10 protein-coding genes are annotated in these 15,560 nt (G+C 73.2%); 6 read left to right on the top strand and 4 right to left on the bottom strand.

What is annotated here, in order from left to right; translation table 11 throughout:
• Positions 1 to 35: 35 nt before the first annotated feature.
• Entirely contained in the window at positions 36 to 1,085 is a 1,050-nt protein-coding gene (locus tag ACPC54_RS17180; protein WP_498965635.1) for an ABC transporter permease, read from the top strand.
• A gap of 41 nt (positions 1,086 to 1,126) precedes the next feature.
• Here ACPC54_RS17180 and ACPC54_RS17175 read toward each other — a convergent pair whose 3' ends face one another.
• The 4 genes from ACPC54_RS17175 to ACPC54_RS17160 form a co-directional block, all read right to left on the bottom strand.
• The gene (locus ACPC54_RS17175; RefSeq protein WP_498965634.1) at positions 1,127 to 2,368 is read right to left on the bottom strand and encodes an ROK family transcriptional regulator; all 1,242 of its coding nucleotides are present in this window, start codon (positions 2,366 to 2,368) and stop codon (positions 1,127 to 1,129) included.
• A gap of 36 nt (positions 2,369 to 2,404) precedes the next feature.
• Positions 2,405 to 2,947 (bottom strand): GtrA family protein, encoded by a 543-nt coding sequence (locus tag ACPC54_RS17170; protein WP_498965633.1) that lies wholly within the window; start codon positions 2,945 to 2,947, stop codon positions 2,405 to 2,407.
• Between the two features lie 48 nt (positions 2,948 to 2,995).
• On the bottom strand, positions 2,996 to 5,392 hold the full coding sequence (gene lon / locus ACPC54_RS17165) for an endopeptidase La (RefSeq protein WP_498965632.1): 2,397 nt from the start codon (positions 5,390 to 5,392) through the stop codon (positions 2,996 to 2,998).
• A 161-nt stretch (positions 5,393 to 5,553) separates the two neighbouring features.
• Positions 5,554 to 6,339, bottom strand: coding sequence for a rhomboid-like protein (locus tag ACPC54_RS17160; protein WP_498965631.1), 786 nt, complete (start codon positions 6,337 to 6,339; stop codon positions 5,554 to 5,556).
• 567 nt (positions 6,340 to 6,906) lie between these two features.
• Here ACPC54_RS17160 and ACPC54_RS17155 point away from each other — a divergent pair.
• The 5 genes from ACPC54_RS17155 (at position 6,907) to ACPC54_RS17135 (ending at position 15,386) form a co-directional block, all read left to right on the top strand.
• The gene (locus ACPC54_RS17155) at positions 6,907 to 7,644 is read left to right on the top strand and encodes a response regulator transcription factor (RefSeq protein WP_167352983.1); all 738 of its coding nucleotides are present in this window, start codon (positions 6,907 to 6,909) and stop codon (positions 7,642 to 7,644) included.
• Between the two features lie 81 nt (positions 7,645 to 7,725).
• Positions 7,726 to 8,856: a sensor histidine kinase gene (locus tag ACPC54_RS17150; RefSeq protein ID WP_498965630.1), complete on the top strand. Its 1,131-nt coding sequence runs from the start codon at positions 7,726 to 7,728 to the stop codon at positions 8,854 to 8,856.
• Positions 8,857 to 9,166: 310 nt separating this feature from the next.
• Positions 9,167 to 12,919, top strand: a complete 3,753-nt coding sequence (locus tag ACPC54_RS17145) for a multifunctional oxoglutarate decarboxylase/oxoglutarate dehydrogenase thiamine pyrophosphate-binding subunit/dihydrolipoyllysine-residue succinyltransferase subunit (protein WP_498965629.1) — start codon at positions 9,167 to 9,169, stop codon at positions 12,917 to 12,919.
• Positions 12,920 to 13,189: 270 nt separating this feature from the next.
• A complete protein-coding gene (locus ACPC54_RS17140) occupies positions 13,190 to 15,160 on the top strand; it encodes a serine/threonine protein kinase (protein ID WP_498965628.1) in 1,971 nt (656 codons plus the stop codon).
• Positions 15,161 to 15,206: 46 nt separating this feature from the next.
• A complete protein-coding gene (locus ACPC54_RS17135) occupies positions 15,207 to 15,386 on the top strand; it encodes a DUF6104 family protein (RefSeq protein WP_030235677.1) in 180 nt (59 codons plus the stop codon).
• Positions 15,387 to 15,560 lie beyond the last annotated feature (174 nt).

Here is a 15,560-nt window from a genome sequence, read left to right as displayed (position 1 = left end):
GTATCCGTTTTCCCCCGATACGCAAGGAGATGTGGATGGCCGCCCCGGGGCAGGGTTTCGTCGCCGAACTGAGGAGCGCGGTCACCCCGCGCGCGGCACTGCTCGTGATCGGCGTGCTGCTGCTGCAGCTCGGCTTCATCACCTCGTACGTGGGGGCGCTGCACCACCCGGCCCCGCACGAGCTGTCGATCGCGGTGGTGGCCCCGCCGCAGGTCACGCCCAAGCTGGTGGCCGCGCTGGAGGGCGTGCCGAACGACGCCGTCAAGCCCGTCACCGCGCCGGACGCCGAGACGGCGACCCAGCAGATCAAGGACCAGAAGATCTACGCGGCGCTGGTCGTGAACCCGACCGGCACCGAGGACACCCTGCTGGTCGGCAACGCCCGCGGCACCTCCGCCGCCAAGGCCGCCGAGAGCATCACCACCGCGCTGGACAAGGCCCAGGGCCGCACGGTCGCCGTCCAGGACGTCCTGCCGCTGGCCAAGGGCGACACCAACGGCCTGTCCTCGTTCTACCTGGTCATCGGCTGGTGCGTCGGCGGCTACCTGGTCGCCTCGATCCTCGGCATCAGCGCCGGCTCCAAGCCCGCCAACGTCCACCGCCTGCTGATCCGCCTCGGCGTCCTGGCGCTGTACTCGGTGGTCGCCGGCCTCGGCGGCACGGTCATCGCCGGGCCGGTCCTGGACGCGCTGCCCGGCTCGGTCCTCTCCCTGACCGCGATCGGCGCCCTGGTGGTGTTCACGGTCGGCGCCTTCACCATGGCGCTGCAGTGCCTGTTCGACATCCTCGGCATCGGCATCGCTGTGCTGATCTTCGTGGTGCTGGGCAACCCGAGCGCCGGCGGCGTCTACCCGGCCCCGATGATGCCGCCGTTCTGGCGGGCGATCGGCTCGCTGCTGCCGAACGGCGCCGGCACCAGCGCCACCAAGTCGATCGCCTACTTCGGCTCCACCAACCTGGGCATGCCGATCCTGGTGCTCGTGCTCTGGGCCCTGGTCGGCATCGGCGTCGCTCTGCTGGCCGTGCTGCGCGGCCCGCGCTCCGGCGGACGCGAGCTGGTCAAGGAGACCGCCGAGGCGGCCTGACCCACGGCCCCCGAGCCCCCGGACCGTACGGTTCCGGGGGCTCAGCCCTCCCCGGGCCCGTCCGCCGGCCCGGCCACCGCCAGCGGCCCGGGATCGGCGACGATCGCCCGCACCACCCCCACCGCGGCCCCCAGCAGCGGCCCGCGGCGGCCCAGCCGGGAGACCGTCAGCCGCTCCTCCGCCCACGGCCGGACCGTCACCCGGGCGGCCAGCTCGGCCCGCAGGGCCGGCAGCAGCCAGGGCGCCAGCCGGGCGTAGCCGCCGCCCAGCACCACCGCGGCCGGGTCCAGCAGGTTGACCGCCCCGGCGGCGGCGATGCCCAGCGCCCGGGCGGCCCCGGCCAGGGCCGCCCGGGCCGCGGGGTCCCCGGCCGTCGCCTGTTCGGCGACCAGCGTCACCCAGTCCCCGCGGGCGCCGGTCAGCCGGGCCGCCCGCAGCACCGCGGCCTCGCCCGCGTACTGCTCCAGGCAGCCGCGCGCGCCGCAGGCGCAGCGGAGCCCGTCCGGGTGCACCGGCACGTGGCCGAACTCGCCCGCGTAGCCGCGGGCCCCACGCAGCAGCCGGCCGCCGACCACGATCGCGGCGCCGACCCCGGCCTCGGCGGAGACGTACAGGAAGTCCTCCGGGCCTTCGCCCAGCCAGCGTTCGGCGAGCCCGCCGAGGTTGGCCTCGTTGTCCGCGTCGACCGGCAGGTCGGCCAGGTCGCCGCCGGCCGCGCGCAGGGCGGGGCGCAGCTCGGCGGCCAGCGGGACGTCCTGCCAGCCGAGGTTCGCGGCCCGCTGCAGCAGCCCGTCCGCGCCGACCAGGCCGGGCACGGCGAGGGTCAGCCCGGCCGGGCGCAGGCCGGCCTCGGCGACGGCCGCGTGCAGCAGGTCGGCGAGGTCGGCCATGACGGCGGCGGGCCGGCGGCCCTGGTTGCGGATCTCCAGGCGGCGCCAGGCGCGGACCTCGCCGCGCAGGTCGACCACGCAGGCGCCGAGGTGCCGCACGCCGATCTCGGCGCCGAGCCCGGCGGGGCCGTCCGGATCGAGCCCGAGCGCGGTGCCGGGGCGGCCGACCTTGCCGCTGGGCGCGGCCGGGCCCTCCTCGACGACCAGGCCCGCGGCGATCAGCTGCTCGGCCAGGGAGGAGACCGCGGCCCTGGTCAGCCCGGTCTCGGCGGCGACCTCGGCGCGCGAGCGCGGGGCGCGGGCGATCACACCGAGCACCAGGGCCAGGTTGGCCCGGCGCATCCCCTGCTGGCTGGCGGGCCCGGCCCGGAAGCCGTCCGGTTCCCCGCGCATCGCGTTCACCTCGTGCTTCTTCGCCTACGGCGCCGGCTACGGCGCATCCTGCGGCACCTCGGGTGCAGCGTAACCGGCTTCGGTGCCGGTCGGCGTGCTGGTCGGCGCGCTGGTGAAGACCCAGCGCTGGATCGCCCAGAACCGGAACAGCATCGCGACGAAGGTGCCGACCACCATGCCGCTGAGGAAGTCGGCGACCTCCTGGGCGAGCGGGCCGACGTACGGCTCGCGCAGGTCCAGCAGGTAGCGGGAGACGGCCAGCGGCAGGTCGTTGACGGCGATGGCGACCGCGCTGACCAGCGCGAACAGCAGCGGCTCGCGCCGACGCCCGCAGGCCCGGAAGGCCCACCGCCGGTTCAGCACGTACGAGACGACGGTGCCGATCACGGTGGCCACGGTCAGCGCGATCACCGGTCTGTGCTCCAGCACGGTGAACTTCAGCTCGAAGTCGATCACCATGGTGAGCGCGAAGCAGAAGCCGCCGACCAGCAGGAACTTCACCAGTCGGCGGTGCCGCACCAGGGCCGGGCGGAGCCGCTCCGGCACCCGGGCCAGGGCGCGCTGCGTGGGGGACGGCACCTCCGCAGTCTCACACGCGGAGGTGCCGTCGGCCTCCCGGCCGGTCGGTCAGGCGGCCGCGACCAGTACCTCGGCCGGCTCCAGCGCCAGCTCCAGCACCTCCCGCACGTCCGCCACCGGGTGGACGGTGAGCCGCTCCAGCACCTCGGCCGGGACGTCGTCCAGGTCGGCCTCGTTGCGCTTGGGGATGATCACCGTGGTGACGCCGGCCCGGTCGGCGGCGAGCAGCTTCTGCTTCACCCCGCCGATCGGCAGCACCCGCCCGGTGAGCGACACCTCGCCGGTCATCGCGACGTCGGTGCGGACCTTGCGGCCGGAGAGCAGCGAGGCCAGCGCCGTGGTCATGGTGATGCCAGCGCTCGGCCCGTCCTTGGGGACGGCCCCGGCCGGGACGTGCAGGTGCACGCCGCGGTCGCGCAGCGAGGTGACCGGCAGCTCCAGTTCGGCGCCGCGCGAGCGCAGGTAGGAGAGCGCGATGTGCGCGGACTCCTTCATCACGTCGCCGAGCTGCCCGGTGAGGGTGAGCCCGGTGCCGCCCGTCTCGGCGTCGGCGAGCGAGGCCTCGATGTAGAGGACGTCGCCGCCGGCACCGGTGACGGCCAGGCCGGTGGCCACGCCGGGGACGGCGGTGCGCCGCTCGGCGGGCTCCTGGGCGGCCTCCGGCACGTGGTGCGGCCGGCCGATCAGGGCGCGCAGGTCCTCCGCGCCGACCGTGACGGGCAGCTCGCGCTCGCCCAGCTCGGCCTGTGCGGCGATCTTGCGCAGCACCCGGGCGATCGAGCGCTCCAGGTTCCGGACGCCGGCCTCCCGGGTGTACTCCCCGGCGAGCCGGCGCAGCGCCGCCTCGTCGACGCCGACCTGCTCGCCGCCGAGGCCGGCCTTCTCCAGCTGGCGCGGGAGCAGGTGGTCGCGGGCGATGACGACCTTCTCGTCCTCGGTGTAGCCGTCGAGCCGGACCAGCTCCATCCGGTCGAGCAGCGGCTCGGGGATGGCCTCCAGCACGTTGGCGGTGGCGAGGAAGACGACGTCGGAGAGGTCGAGCTCGACCTCCAGGTAGTGGTCCCGGAAGGTGTGGTTCTGGGCCGGGTCCAGCACCTCCAGCAGGGCGGCGGCCGGGTCGCCCCGGTAGTCGGAGCCGACCTTGTCGATCTCGTCGAGCAGGACGACCGGGTTCATCGAGCCGGCCTCCTTGATCGCCCGCACCAGCCGGCCGGGCAGCGCGCCGACGTAGGTGCGCCGGTGGCCGCGGATCTCCGCCTCGTCCCGGACGCCGCCGAGCGCGACCCGGACGAACTTGCGGCCCATGGCGTGGGCCACCGACTCGCCGAGCGAGGTCTTGCCGACCCCGGGGGGCCCGACCAGGGCCAGCACGGCTCCCCCTCGCCGGCCGCCGACGAGCCCGAGCCCCTGGTCGGCCCGGCGCTTGCGGACGGCCAGGTACTCGACGATCCGCTCCTTCACGTCGGCCAGGCCGGCGTGGTCGGCGTCCAGGACGGCCCGGGCGCCGGCGATGTCGTAGGCGTCCTCGGTGCGCTCGTTCCAGGGCAGCTCCAGGACGGTGTCCAGCCAGGTGCGGATCCAGGAGCCCTCGGGGCTCTGGTCGGACGAGCGCTCCAGCTTGTCGACCTCCTTGAGCGCGGCCTCCCGCACCTTCTCGGGCAGGTCGGCAGCCTCGACCCGGGCGCGGTAGTCGCCCTCCTCGTCGGCGGGGTCGCCGTTGAGCTCGGCCAGCTCCTTGCGGACGGCCTCCAGCTGGCGGCGGAGCAGGAACTCCTTCTGCTGCTTGGCCACGCCCTCCTCGACGTCCTTGCGGATGGTGTCGTTGACCTCCTCCTCCGCGAGGTGGTCGCGCAGCAGGGTGAGCGCGTACTCCAGTCGGGCGACCTGGTCGGCCTCCAGCAGCACCTTGAGCTTCTGCTCGGCGGTGGCGAAGGGCGCGTAGCCGATGTTGTCGGCGAGCTCGCCGACGCCCTCGATCTGCGCGACCCGGTCGACGATCTGCCAGGCGCCGCGCTTGCGCAGCCACTGGGTGGACAGCGCCTTGTACTCCTTGACCAGCTCGGCGGCCCGACCGGCGACCGGGGTGCCGACCGAGGACTCCTTGAACGGCGTGGTCTCCACCCAGAGGGCGGCGCCGGGACCGGTGGTGCCGGCGCCGATCCGGACCCGTCGCACGGCGCGCACCAGCGCCGCCGGGTCGCCGTCGGCCAGCCGGCCGACCTGCTCCACGGTGGCCAGCGTGCCCGCCGCCGCGTACGAGCCGTCCACCCGCGGGACCAGCAGGACCTGCGGCTTGCCGGGGCCGGTGGCCGCGGCGCGGGCGGCCTCGACGGCGGCGCGCACCTCGGTGTCCTTCAGGTCCAGCGGGACGACCATGCCCGGCAGGACGACCTCGTCGTCGAGCGGCAGGACGGGCAGGGTGAGCGGTGTGGACGTCGATGCCATGATCTCTCCCCAGTCAGTGAACTTGAGTCGACCTGACTAAAGGCTTCTCGGCCCGCGGATGTTCCCACCACCTTGTTCGCCGTGAGCGAACGCTTCGAACCCCGGAAGGCCGCTCGGACCCCCCTCCGGGCGCCCCCGTCAAAAACCGGCGGGCGGGGCGGTCAACGCGCGGCCGGCACCCCGGTCGTCCCGGGTCCGGCGGCGACCCCGGCGGCCCGCGCGGCCACCCGGCGGGGCCTCGGCCGGCGCCGCTCGACCCCGCGCAGCCAGCGCCACAGCGCCACCCCGGCGAGCACCGCCGCCGGGTGCCCGACGGCGGTGACCACGTCCTTCTCGGCGGCGATCTGCTCGGCGATCATCAGCCCGACCGCGCCCAGCGCGAGCACCCGGCCGCGCCGGGACAGCAGGCCGGACACCGCTCCCAGACAGGCCAGCACGCCGTAGCTGACCCCGATGTCCAGCCGGTCCATCACCGCCGGGTCCATCCGCCCGGTCTCCACCGCGACGAACACGACGCCCTGCGAGAGCAACGTGGCCACGACGTGCCCGACCGCGAACACCGCGGCCGCCCGGGCCGGGCCGACCCGGCGCTCCAGCGGCGCCAGGGTGAAGGCGAAACCCCACAGGTAGGGCATCCAGACCTCGCCGGCCACCCAGAAACCGCTCAGCACAAGAGCACGCAAAGGGTGCTGCAGGAGGTTGTGCCCGTCCGAACTGGACGCCCCCTGGAGGCGTTGCACGAGTTCCGGGTCGGCGAGTTTCGCGAAGGTCGTGGTGAGGCCGACGACCGCGAGGTACCCGAGCGTGAAGGGATTGCGCCGGGGCGTCGGAACCCGTTCCAGCAGCCAGTCGAGGACTCCGGTGCGCAGCCCGTACCGGAGCATTCCGTACGGCACGCCCGCGGGCGGAGGGCCCTGCCGTCCGGCCTCCTGCCGCAGTCCCGCCATGCCGCCTCCGCTCCACGCCCGCAGCCACCGAGTCCCTCGCGCAGTGCCCAACGTACCGGCGGGCACGGAGGATTCCGCTTGTCGGGTGCCGACGCGACCACGTTACGTCGAGGTTCTGAGAGGCAACTGAGAAAAGCCCGTGAAGACCGGCCCGGAGTCAACGGCTCCGAATAGCCGGAATTGGTCCGGACCTAGTTCCGATTGACCCGTCAGTAGCGGCTCTGACCGGGGACTCAACGTGAACTGGACCGCATACGTACCGTTACGCAGTGAAAATTCGCCGGGTAAGGTATCGGCCCGTGCCCACCCCTGCGGTGGGCCCGCGGGCGGCCCGACAAGCCGGCCCGCGGGCCGGAAACATCCGGTCCACCTGCCGGAAAGCATCCGCTGTCCGTACGCTGCGGAGTGCGTGGGAGAACAGCGGGCGGCGACCATCCGCCCGCACCGCTCCCGATCGCGCGGCGGGACGGCGGACCCGGCACAGTCCACGACGGAACAAGACTACGAGCGGAGCCCCGCCATCCCCACAGGTGGCCGGCCCGCAGCCCTGGGGGCGGTGGCGTGACCGTGACAGAAATTCAGCAGGACCACCACAACACCGGCGGCACGGTGAGCAGCCAGCGCAGAGTGCTGGTGGTGGAGGACGAGCCCACGATCGCCGAGTCGATCGCGGCCCGACTGGGCGCGGAGGGCTTCAAGGTCGCCGTGGCCCACGACGGGCCGGGCGCGGTGGACGGCTTCCACACCTGGCAGCCGGACCTGGTCGTCCTCGACATCATGCTGCCCGGCTTCGACGGCCTGGAGGTGTGCCGCCGCATCCAGGCCCAGCGGCCGGTACCGGTACTGATGCTGACCGCCCGCGACGACGAGACGGACCTGCTGGTCGGCCTCGGCGTCGGTGCGGACGACTACATGACGAAGCCGTTCTCGATGCGCGAACTCGCCGCCCGGGTCAACGTGCTGCTGCGCCGCGTCGAGCGCGCCCAGCAGGCGGCCCGCACGCCCGCGCTCGGCAGCCTGCGCTTCGGCGAACTGGAGATCGACCACGTGCAGCGCCGGGTGCGGCTCGCCTCGGGCGACGTCCACCTGACGCCGACCGAGTTCGACCTGCTCGCCTGCCTGGCGGCCCAGCCGCGCGCGGTGCTCACCCGCGAGCAGCTGCTGGCCGAGGTGTGGGACTGGACCGACGCGTCCGGCACCCGCACCGTCGACAGCCACGTCAAGGCACTGCGGCGCAAGATCGGCGCCAGCTGGATCCGCACCGTCCACGGCGTCGGATACGCACTGGAGGCCCCGCTCTCCTAGCGGCGGACCTCGGGCGACGGGCCACCGGGGGGCCCGTGTCCCGAACACCGCCGTGCGGGCACGCGGGGATCACAGGACCCCATGACCTTTCCACAGCAACGCAACGGCGACGCCGAGGCCGAGCGCCCGCAGACGCTCGCGGCCCGCGCCGCCCGCCGGGTCTGGGCCGACATCCGGCCGCTCGACCCGGTCCGCTCGATCAAGGGCAAACTCGCCCTGCTGGTGATCGTCTCCGTCTTCCTGGCCACCGGGATGGTGGTCGTGGCGATCCAGTCCGCGACCCAGATCCGGATCATCATGGTCTTCTCCATGATCGCCTCACTGCTGTTCATGCAGTTCCTCGCGCACGGGCTGGCCGCGCCGCTGCGCGAGATGACGGCCGCCGCCCGGGCGATGGCCTCCGGCGACTACAGCCGCCGGGTCGAGGTGGGCTCGCGCGACGAGATCGGCGAGCTGGCGGCCGCCTTCAACGCCATGGCGGCCGATCTCCAGGCCGCCGACCAGCACCGCCGCGAGATCGTCGCCAACGTCTCGCACGAACTGCGCACGCCCATCGCCGCGCTGCGCGCCGTGCTGGAGAACGTGGTGGACGGCGTGGTCCAGCCGAACCCCGCGACCCTGGAGGCCGCGCTGGAGCAGACCGAGCGGCTCGGCCGCCTGGTCACCCACCTGCTGGACCTCTCCAAGATCGACGACGGCGTGGTCGACCTGGACCTGCGCCCCTTCGAGGTGCGGGAGTTCCTGGACGGCGTGCTGCGCGGCGTCACCGTGGACGGCGCGACGGCCGGCGGGGCGTTCTCCCGGCGCGGCGACGTCCGACTGGCCCTGGAGGTCAGCCCGGCCGGCCTGACCGGCGTGGCGGACCCGGAGCGGCTCCACCAGGTGGTCGCCAACCTGGTCGACAACGCCTGCAAGCACTCCCCGCCCGGCGGCACCGTGACCGTGCGCGCCCGGCCGGACGGCGAGGACGGCGCACTGCTGCTGGAGGTCCAGGACGAGGGCCCGGGCATCCCGGCGGCCGACCGTACGAGGGTCTTCGAGCGGTTCAGCCGCAGCGGCACCGCGACGGCCTCCGGGCCGGGCTCGGACGGCGGCACCGGGCTGGGCCTGGCCATCGCCCGCTGGGCGGTGGACCTGCACGGCGGGCGGATCGCGGTGGCGGAGTCGCCGAAGGGCTGCCGGATCGAGGTCCGGCTGCCGGGACAGCGCTGAGCGGCGCCGAACGGCGTGCGGCCGGGGATGGTTCGACCGCACTCCGTTTGTCACAGAACCGACACAGACGCATACGAAGATCGTGAAGGCATTCGATCGGGGCTATGTCCGTTTTTGTCCCGATTTGCGGGCCGGTCGCTTCCCCTCAGATCCGGCTTTCTAACGCAGTTTTTCGGCCAAATCCCAGGTCAGGACTGTGATCTGGGCGACGCCTGGGGCCCGGGGACTGCGCGATCACTGGTCAGGGGCGTAGCCTTAATCCCCGCTGTCCAAACATCCCAAAAGGAAGCGGAAGAGGGCGGTTGCCGCCGTGTCGCCACAGTCCCCAGAGACCCCCAACAGCTCGGCAAGCTCCACTGGCTTCGGCCCCAATGAGTGGCTCGTCGACGAGATCTACCAGCAGTACCTCCAGGACCCGAACTCGGTCGACCGAGCCTGGTGGGACTTTTTCGCCGACTACAAGCCCGGTACCGAGGTGACCCCAGTGACCCAGGCCGCGACCCAGGCCGGCCCGACGCCGACCCCTGCCGCTGCCCCCGCGCCCGCCGCTGCTGCTCCGGCCGCACCCGCCCCCGCCGCGCCGGCCGCCCCGGCCCCCGCGGCGCCGGCCCCGGTTGCCGCCCCGCTCGCCGCCGCGCCCGCCGCGCCCCCGGCCCCGAAGGCCGCCGCCCCGGCGCCGGCCCCGGCCGCCGCCGCTGCCGGCCCCGAGCTGGTCCCGCTGCGCGGCCCGGCGAAGGCCGTCGCCACCAACATGGACGCCTCGCTGGAGGTGCCGACCGCGACCTCGGTCCGCGCCGTCCCGGCGAAGCTGTTGATCGACAACCGCATCGTCATCAACAACCACCTGCAGCGCGCCCGCGGCGGCAAGGTCTCCTTCACCCACCTGATCGGTTACGCCCTGGTCCAGGCCATCAAGGCCTCCCCGGGCATGAACCACAGCTACAAGGTGGAGGGCGGCAAGTCCTTCCTGGTCAAGCCGGAGCACATCAACCTCGGCCTGGCCATCGACCTGGTCAAGCCGAACGGCGACCGCCAGCTCGTCGTCGCGGCCATCAAGAAGGCCGAGACGCTCGACTTCTTCGGCTTCTGGCAGGCCTACGAGGACATCGTCCGCCGGGCCCGCGCCAACAAGCTGACCATGGACGACTTCACCGGCGTCACGGTCTCGCTGACCAACCCCGGCGGCATCGGCACCGTGCACTCCGTGCCGCGCCTGATGCAGAACCAGGGCACCATCGTCGGCGTCGGCGCCATGGAGTACCCGGCCGAGTTCCAGGGCTCCGCCCCGGAGACCCTGTCCCGCCTGGGCGTCTCCAAGATCATGACGCTGACCTCGACCTACGACCACCGCGTCATCCAGGGCGCGGCGTCCGGCGAGTTCCTGCGCGAGATCCACCGCCTGCTGCTCGGCGAGAACGGCTTCTACGACGAGATCTTCGAGTCGCTGCGGATCCCGTACGAGCCGGTCCGCTGGGCCACCGACGTCGCCACCACCCACGACGACGAGGTCAACAAGACCGCCCGCGTCATGGAGCTCATCCACGCGTACCGCGTGCGCGGCCACCTGATGGCCGACACCGACCCGCTGGAGTACAAGCAGCGCAAGCACCCCGACCTGGACGTCGTCCAGCACGGCCTCACCCTGTGGGACCTGGAGCGCGAGTTCGCGGTCGGCGGCTTCGGCGGCCAGAAGATGATGAAGCTCCGCGACATCCTCGGCCTGCTGCGCAACACGTACTGCCGCACCGTCGGCGTCGAGTACATGCACATCCAGGACCCGAAGCAGCGCAAGTGGCTGCAGGAGCGCCTGGAGAAGCCGTACACCAAGCCCGAGCGCGAGGAGCAGCTGCGGATCCTCCGCCGCCTGAACTCCGCCGAGGCCTTCGAGACCTTCCTGCAGACCAAGTACGTCGGGCAGAAGCGGTTCTCGCTGGAGGGCGGCGAGTCCCTCATCCCGCTGCTGGACGCCACCATCGACGCCGCCGCGGAGCACCGCCTCGACGAGGCCGTCATCGGCATGGCCCACCGCGGCCGCCTGAACGTGCTGGCCAACATCGTCGGCAAGCCGTACGGCAAGATCTTCGGCGAGTTCGAGGGCAACCTCGACCCGAAGTCGATGCACGGCTCCGGCGACGTCAAGTACCACCTGGGCGCCGAGGGCACCTTCACCGGCCTGGACGGGGAGACCATCAAGGTCTCGCTCGCCGCGAACCCCTCCCACCTGGAGACGGTCGACCCGGTCGTCGAGGGCATCGTCCGCGCCAAGCAGGATGTGCTGGACCAGGGCGGCACCACCTTCCCGGTGCTCCCGATCCAGGTCCACGGCGACGCGGCCTTCGCCGGCCAGGGCGTCGTCGCGGAGACCCTGAACATGTCGCAGCTGCGCGGCTACCGCACCGGCGGCACGATCCACCTCGTGGTGAACAACCAGGTCGGCTTCACCGCCGCCCCGGCGTCCTCGCGCTCGTCGATGTACTGCACCGACGTGGCCCGCATGATCGAGGCGCCGATCTTCCACGTGAACGGCGACGACCCGGAGGCCGTGGTCCGCGTCGCGCGGCTCGCCTTCGAGTTCCGCCAGGCGTTCCACAAGGACGTCGTCATCGACCTCATCTGCTACCGCCGCCGCGGTCACAACGAGGCCGACAACCCGTCGTTCACCCAGCCGCTGATGTACGACCTGATCGACAAGAAGCGCTCGGTGCGCAAGCTGTACACCGAGGGCCTGATCGGTCGCGGCGACATCACCATGGAAGAGGCGGAGCAGGCGCTCCAGGACTTCCAGGGCCAGCTGGAGAAGGTCTTCGCCGAGGTCCGCGACGCGGCCCAGGCGCCGGCCGGCGCCGCCGCCGGCAAGCCGGTCGCCGACTTCCCGGTCTCCATCCAGACCGGCATCTCCCAGGAGATGGTCAAGCGGATCGCCGCCTCGCAGGTCAACCTGCCGGACTGGCTGACCGTCCACCCCCGCCTGCTGCCGCAGCTGCAGCGCCGGGCCGGCTCGGTCGAGGACAACACCATCGACTGGGCGATGGGCGAGACCCTCGCCATCGGCTCGCTGCTCATGGAGGGCCACCCGGTCCGCCTGGCCGGCCAGGACAGCCGCCGCGGCACCTTCGGCCAGCGGCACGCCGTCCTGATCGACCGCAACACCGGCGAGGACTACACCCCGCTGCAGTACCTGACCGAGGACCAGGCCCGCTACACCGTCTACGACAGCCTGCTGTCGGAGTACGCGGCCATGGGCTTCGAGTACGGCTACTCGCTGACCCGCCCGAACGCGCTGGTCATGTGGGAGGCGCAGTTCGGCGACTTCGTCAACGGCGCGCAGACCATGGTGGACGAGTACATCGCCTCCGCCGAGCAGAAGTGGGGCCAGCACTCCGGCGTCACCCTGCTGCTGCCGCACGGCTACGAGGGCCAGGGACCGGACCACTCGTCCGCCCGCCCGGAGCGCTTCCTCCAGCTGTGCGCGCAGGACAACATGACGGTCGCCATGCCGACCCTGCCGTCGAACTACTTCCACCTGCTGCGCTGGCAGGCGCACAACCCGCACCACAAGCCGCTGGTCGTCTTCACCCCGAAGTCGATGCTGCGTCTGAAGGCCGCGGCGAGTGCGACCGAGGAGTTCCTGTCCGGCTCGTTCCGCCCGGTCATCGGCGACACCACCGTCGACCCGGCGCAGGTGCGCAAGGTCGTCATCACCTCCGGCAAGTTCTACTACGACCTGGAGGCGGCCCGGACGGAGCGCGGTATCACCGACACCGCCATCGTCCGGATGGAGCGGCTCTACCCGCTGCCGGTGGCCGAGCTCCAGGAGGAGCTGGCCCGCTACGGCGAGAACGTCCAGTTCATCTGGGCGCAGGAGGAGCCGGCCAACCAGGGTGCCTGGCCGTTCATCGCGATGAACCTGGTCGACCACCTGCAGGTCGTGATCGGCCGCACCGGCGGCGACGCCCGTCTGCGCCGCGTCGCCCGCACGGCCTCCTCGGCCCCCGCGGTCGGCTCGGCCAAGCGCCACGCCGCCGAGCAGGCGGCCCTGGTGGACGAGGTCTTCTCGATCTGAGCGCTCCGAGCGCCCTGAGGCCCCGCGCCTGAGGCACGTCCGACGCCCGCGGCCCCCGCCCTCCCTTCCCGGGAGGACGGGGGCCGCGGGCGTTCCCGGTTGACGGGTCCGCGTCCGCGCTGTTCACGGTTGTGCAACCAATGCGCATCCCCGGTGCGCGCGGTCCTGACGGATCGATAGGTTATGCCTCGCCAGATCGCCGCCCCGCGCCCGTCCTCGCGCGCCGCCCGCGGCCCCGGCAGACCTCACCGCACTCCCAGGGGGATCCAGATGACCGCCGACAGCCCGTCCGACGCCGGCAACCTCCCACCGGTCTTCCAGCCGCTCCTCCCGGACGACCCCCGGGAGGTCGGCGGCTACCGGCTGTACGCCCGGCTCGGCGCCGGGGGCATGGGCCGGGTCTACCTCTCGTACACCCCGGGCGGACGCCCGGTCGCGCTCAAGGTGGTGCGCCCGGAGTTCGCCGAGGACGGCGAGTTCCGCCGCCGCTTCGCCCAGGAGGTCACCAACGCCCAGCGCATCCACGGCCTCTACACCGCCCAGGTGATCGACTCCGGCGGCCTGGACTCGGACGCCCCCTGGCTGGTCACCGCGTACGTCCCCGGCCCGTCGCTGCAGCAGGTGGTGCGCGAGCACGGCGCGCTGCCGGTCCGCACCGTGCTGCTGCTGATGGGCGGCATCGCCGAGGCGCTGCAGGCCATCCACAGCGTCGAGGTGGTCCACCGCGACCTCAAGCCCGCCAACGTGCTGGTCGCCGGGGACGGCCCGCGGGTGATCGACTTCGGCATCGCCCGGGCCGCCGACGCCACCGCGCTGACCGGCACCGGCTACCGGATCGGCTCCCCCGCCTTCATGTCCCCCGAGCAGGCCCAGGGCCGGCCCGTCACCCCGGCCACCGACGTCTTCGCGCTCGGCGCGCTGGCCGCGTACGTGGCCGGCGGCAGCGCGCCGTTCGGCGACGGCCCGGACACCGCGGTGCTCTACCGGGTGGTGCACGAGGAGGCGGACCTCACGGCCGTCCCGGCCGACCTGCGCGAGCTGGTCCAGCGCTGCCTGGCGAAGTCCCCCGAGGACCGACCGAAGCCCGCCGAGATCATCGAGGTGGCCCGCAACCACCCGGAGGTCGGCGGCCAGCTGCGGTTCGGCGAGGACTGGCTGCCGCGCCAGGTCAACACCGAGATCACCCGCCGCTCGGACCTGCCGAAGAGCCCGGCGACCCCGGTGCCCGCCGCCCCCACGGCGCCGCCGGCCCCGGCCACGCCCCCGCCGCCGGCCGCCGCGCCCGCCCGGCCGACCCACCCGGCCACCGTGGCCGCCCCGCCGCAGCCGCCCGTCGTCCCGCAGCCCGCCACCCCGCCGCCCGGCTTCGCACCGCCGCCGCTCGGCGCGTACGGCGCCCCGCAGCCGGCCACCGAGGCGCCCACCGCGCCGGTGCTGTCCAGCCCGCCGACCGTCCGGATGCGGCAGCCGGAGCCGCCGTCCTACGACACCCCGCCGCCCGGCCCGGTCGTCGCCGGCGCCCCGACGCCCGAGCCGGAGCCCAAGGCCAGGAAGGGCGGCGTGTCCTGGAAGGTGCTGCTCACCGTCGCCCTGGTGATGGCGGTCGGCGGCACGGTCGGCGGCGTCGTGCTGATGAAGAAGCTGGACGACGGCAAGAAGAGCGACGACAAGTCGGTCGGCGCGCCCGCCGCGCCCCAGAGCCCGAGCCCGACCCCGGAGCAGACGACCTCCGCCCCCAGCCCCACCGGGCCCTCGGCCGGCCCGGTGACGGCCGCCCCCTCGAAGTCCGGCCAGAGCACCGTCTCGGCCCCCGCCCGGCCGACCGGCTACACGCTGATCCTGGACAAGAAGTCGCTGTCGATCCCCGGCGCCGAGTACAGCAGCGACACCTACCGGATCGACCTGGACGCGGGCACCGTGGTGCCGCACTCCGGCGAACTCAAGTGGGGCTTCGGGGTGGCCAACAACGGCAGCGGCAGCAAGGCCAACTCCTTCACCAGCTACGGGGACGACAGGTCGGACTTCGCGGTGATCACCGAGCCGACCGCCACCGCCGAGCAGTGCGCCGCCGCGATCGACTCGCGGCCCGACAGCGACCTGTCGTACAACCGGGTCGCCCCCGGCCGCCTGCTGTGCATCCGCGACCGGGTCACCCGCAACGTCGCCATCGCGGTGATCGAGCAGGCCGACCCGACCACCGGGGCCGCCAAGGCCACCTTCAGCACCTGGCGGGCCAACTGACCCGACTATCCTGACCAGGTCACCCCCCATCCGACCGGAGCGAACCGTGTACTTCACCGACCGAGGCATCGAGGAGCTGGAGAGCCGGCGCGGCGACGAGGAGGTCACCTTCGAGTGGCTGGCCGAGCGCCTGCGCGAGTTCGTCGACCTCAACCCGGACTTCGAGATCCCGGTCGAGCGGCTGGCCACCTGGCTGGCCCGGCTCGACGACGAGGACGACGAGTGACCCGGTGACGGCCGTGCGAAGGGCCCGGGAGGCAACCGCCTCCCGGGCCCTTCGCGTGTCCCCGGACGGGCGGCGCCCCCTAGGAGCTGTTGAAGGTTCGGATCATGTGGTTGACGTCAGGCGTTTCAACCACATGATCGATCCGCGAAGGTGCAGGCCAGCCGTGTAGCTCTC

Source organism: Kitasatospora sp. NPDC094028, assembly GCF_049543595.1.
GTDB lineage: Bacteria > Actinomycetota > Actinomycetes > Streptomycetales > Streptomycetaceae > Kitasatospora.
This window is presented reverse-complemented; position numbering and strand designations above follow the sequence as displayed.

Coding starts and splice junctions, on each gene's coding strand:
- ACPC54_RS17180 (WP_498965635.1), top strand. CDS start 36: ATGGCCGCCCCGGGGCAGGGTTTCGTCGCCGAACTGAGGAGCGCGGTC.
- ACPC54_RS17175 (WP_498965634.1), bottom strand. CDS start 2,368: ATGCGCGGGGAACCGGACGGCTTCCGGGCCGGGCCCGCCAGCCAGCAG.
- lon (WP_498965632.1), bottom strand. CDS start 5,392: ATGGCATCGACGTCCACACCGCTCACCCTGCCCGTCCTGCCGCTCGAC.
- ACPC54_RS17160 (WP_498965631.1), bottom strand. CDS start 6,339: ATGGCGGGACTGCGGCAGGAGGCCGGACGGCAGGGCCCTCCGCCCGCG.
- ACPC54_RS17150 (WP_498965630.1), top strand. CDS start 7,726: ATGACCTTTCCACAGCAACGCAACGGCGACGCCGAGGCCGAGCGCCCG.
- ACPC54_RS17140 (WP_498965628.1), top strand. CDS start 13,190: ATGACCGCCGACAGCCCGTCCGACGCCGGCAACCTCCCACCGGTCTTC.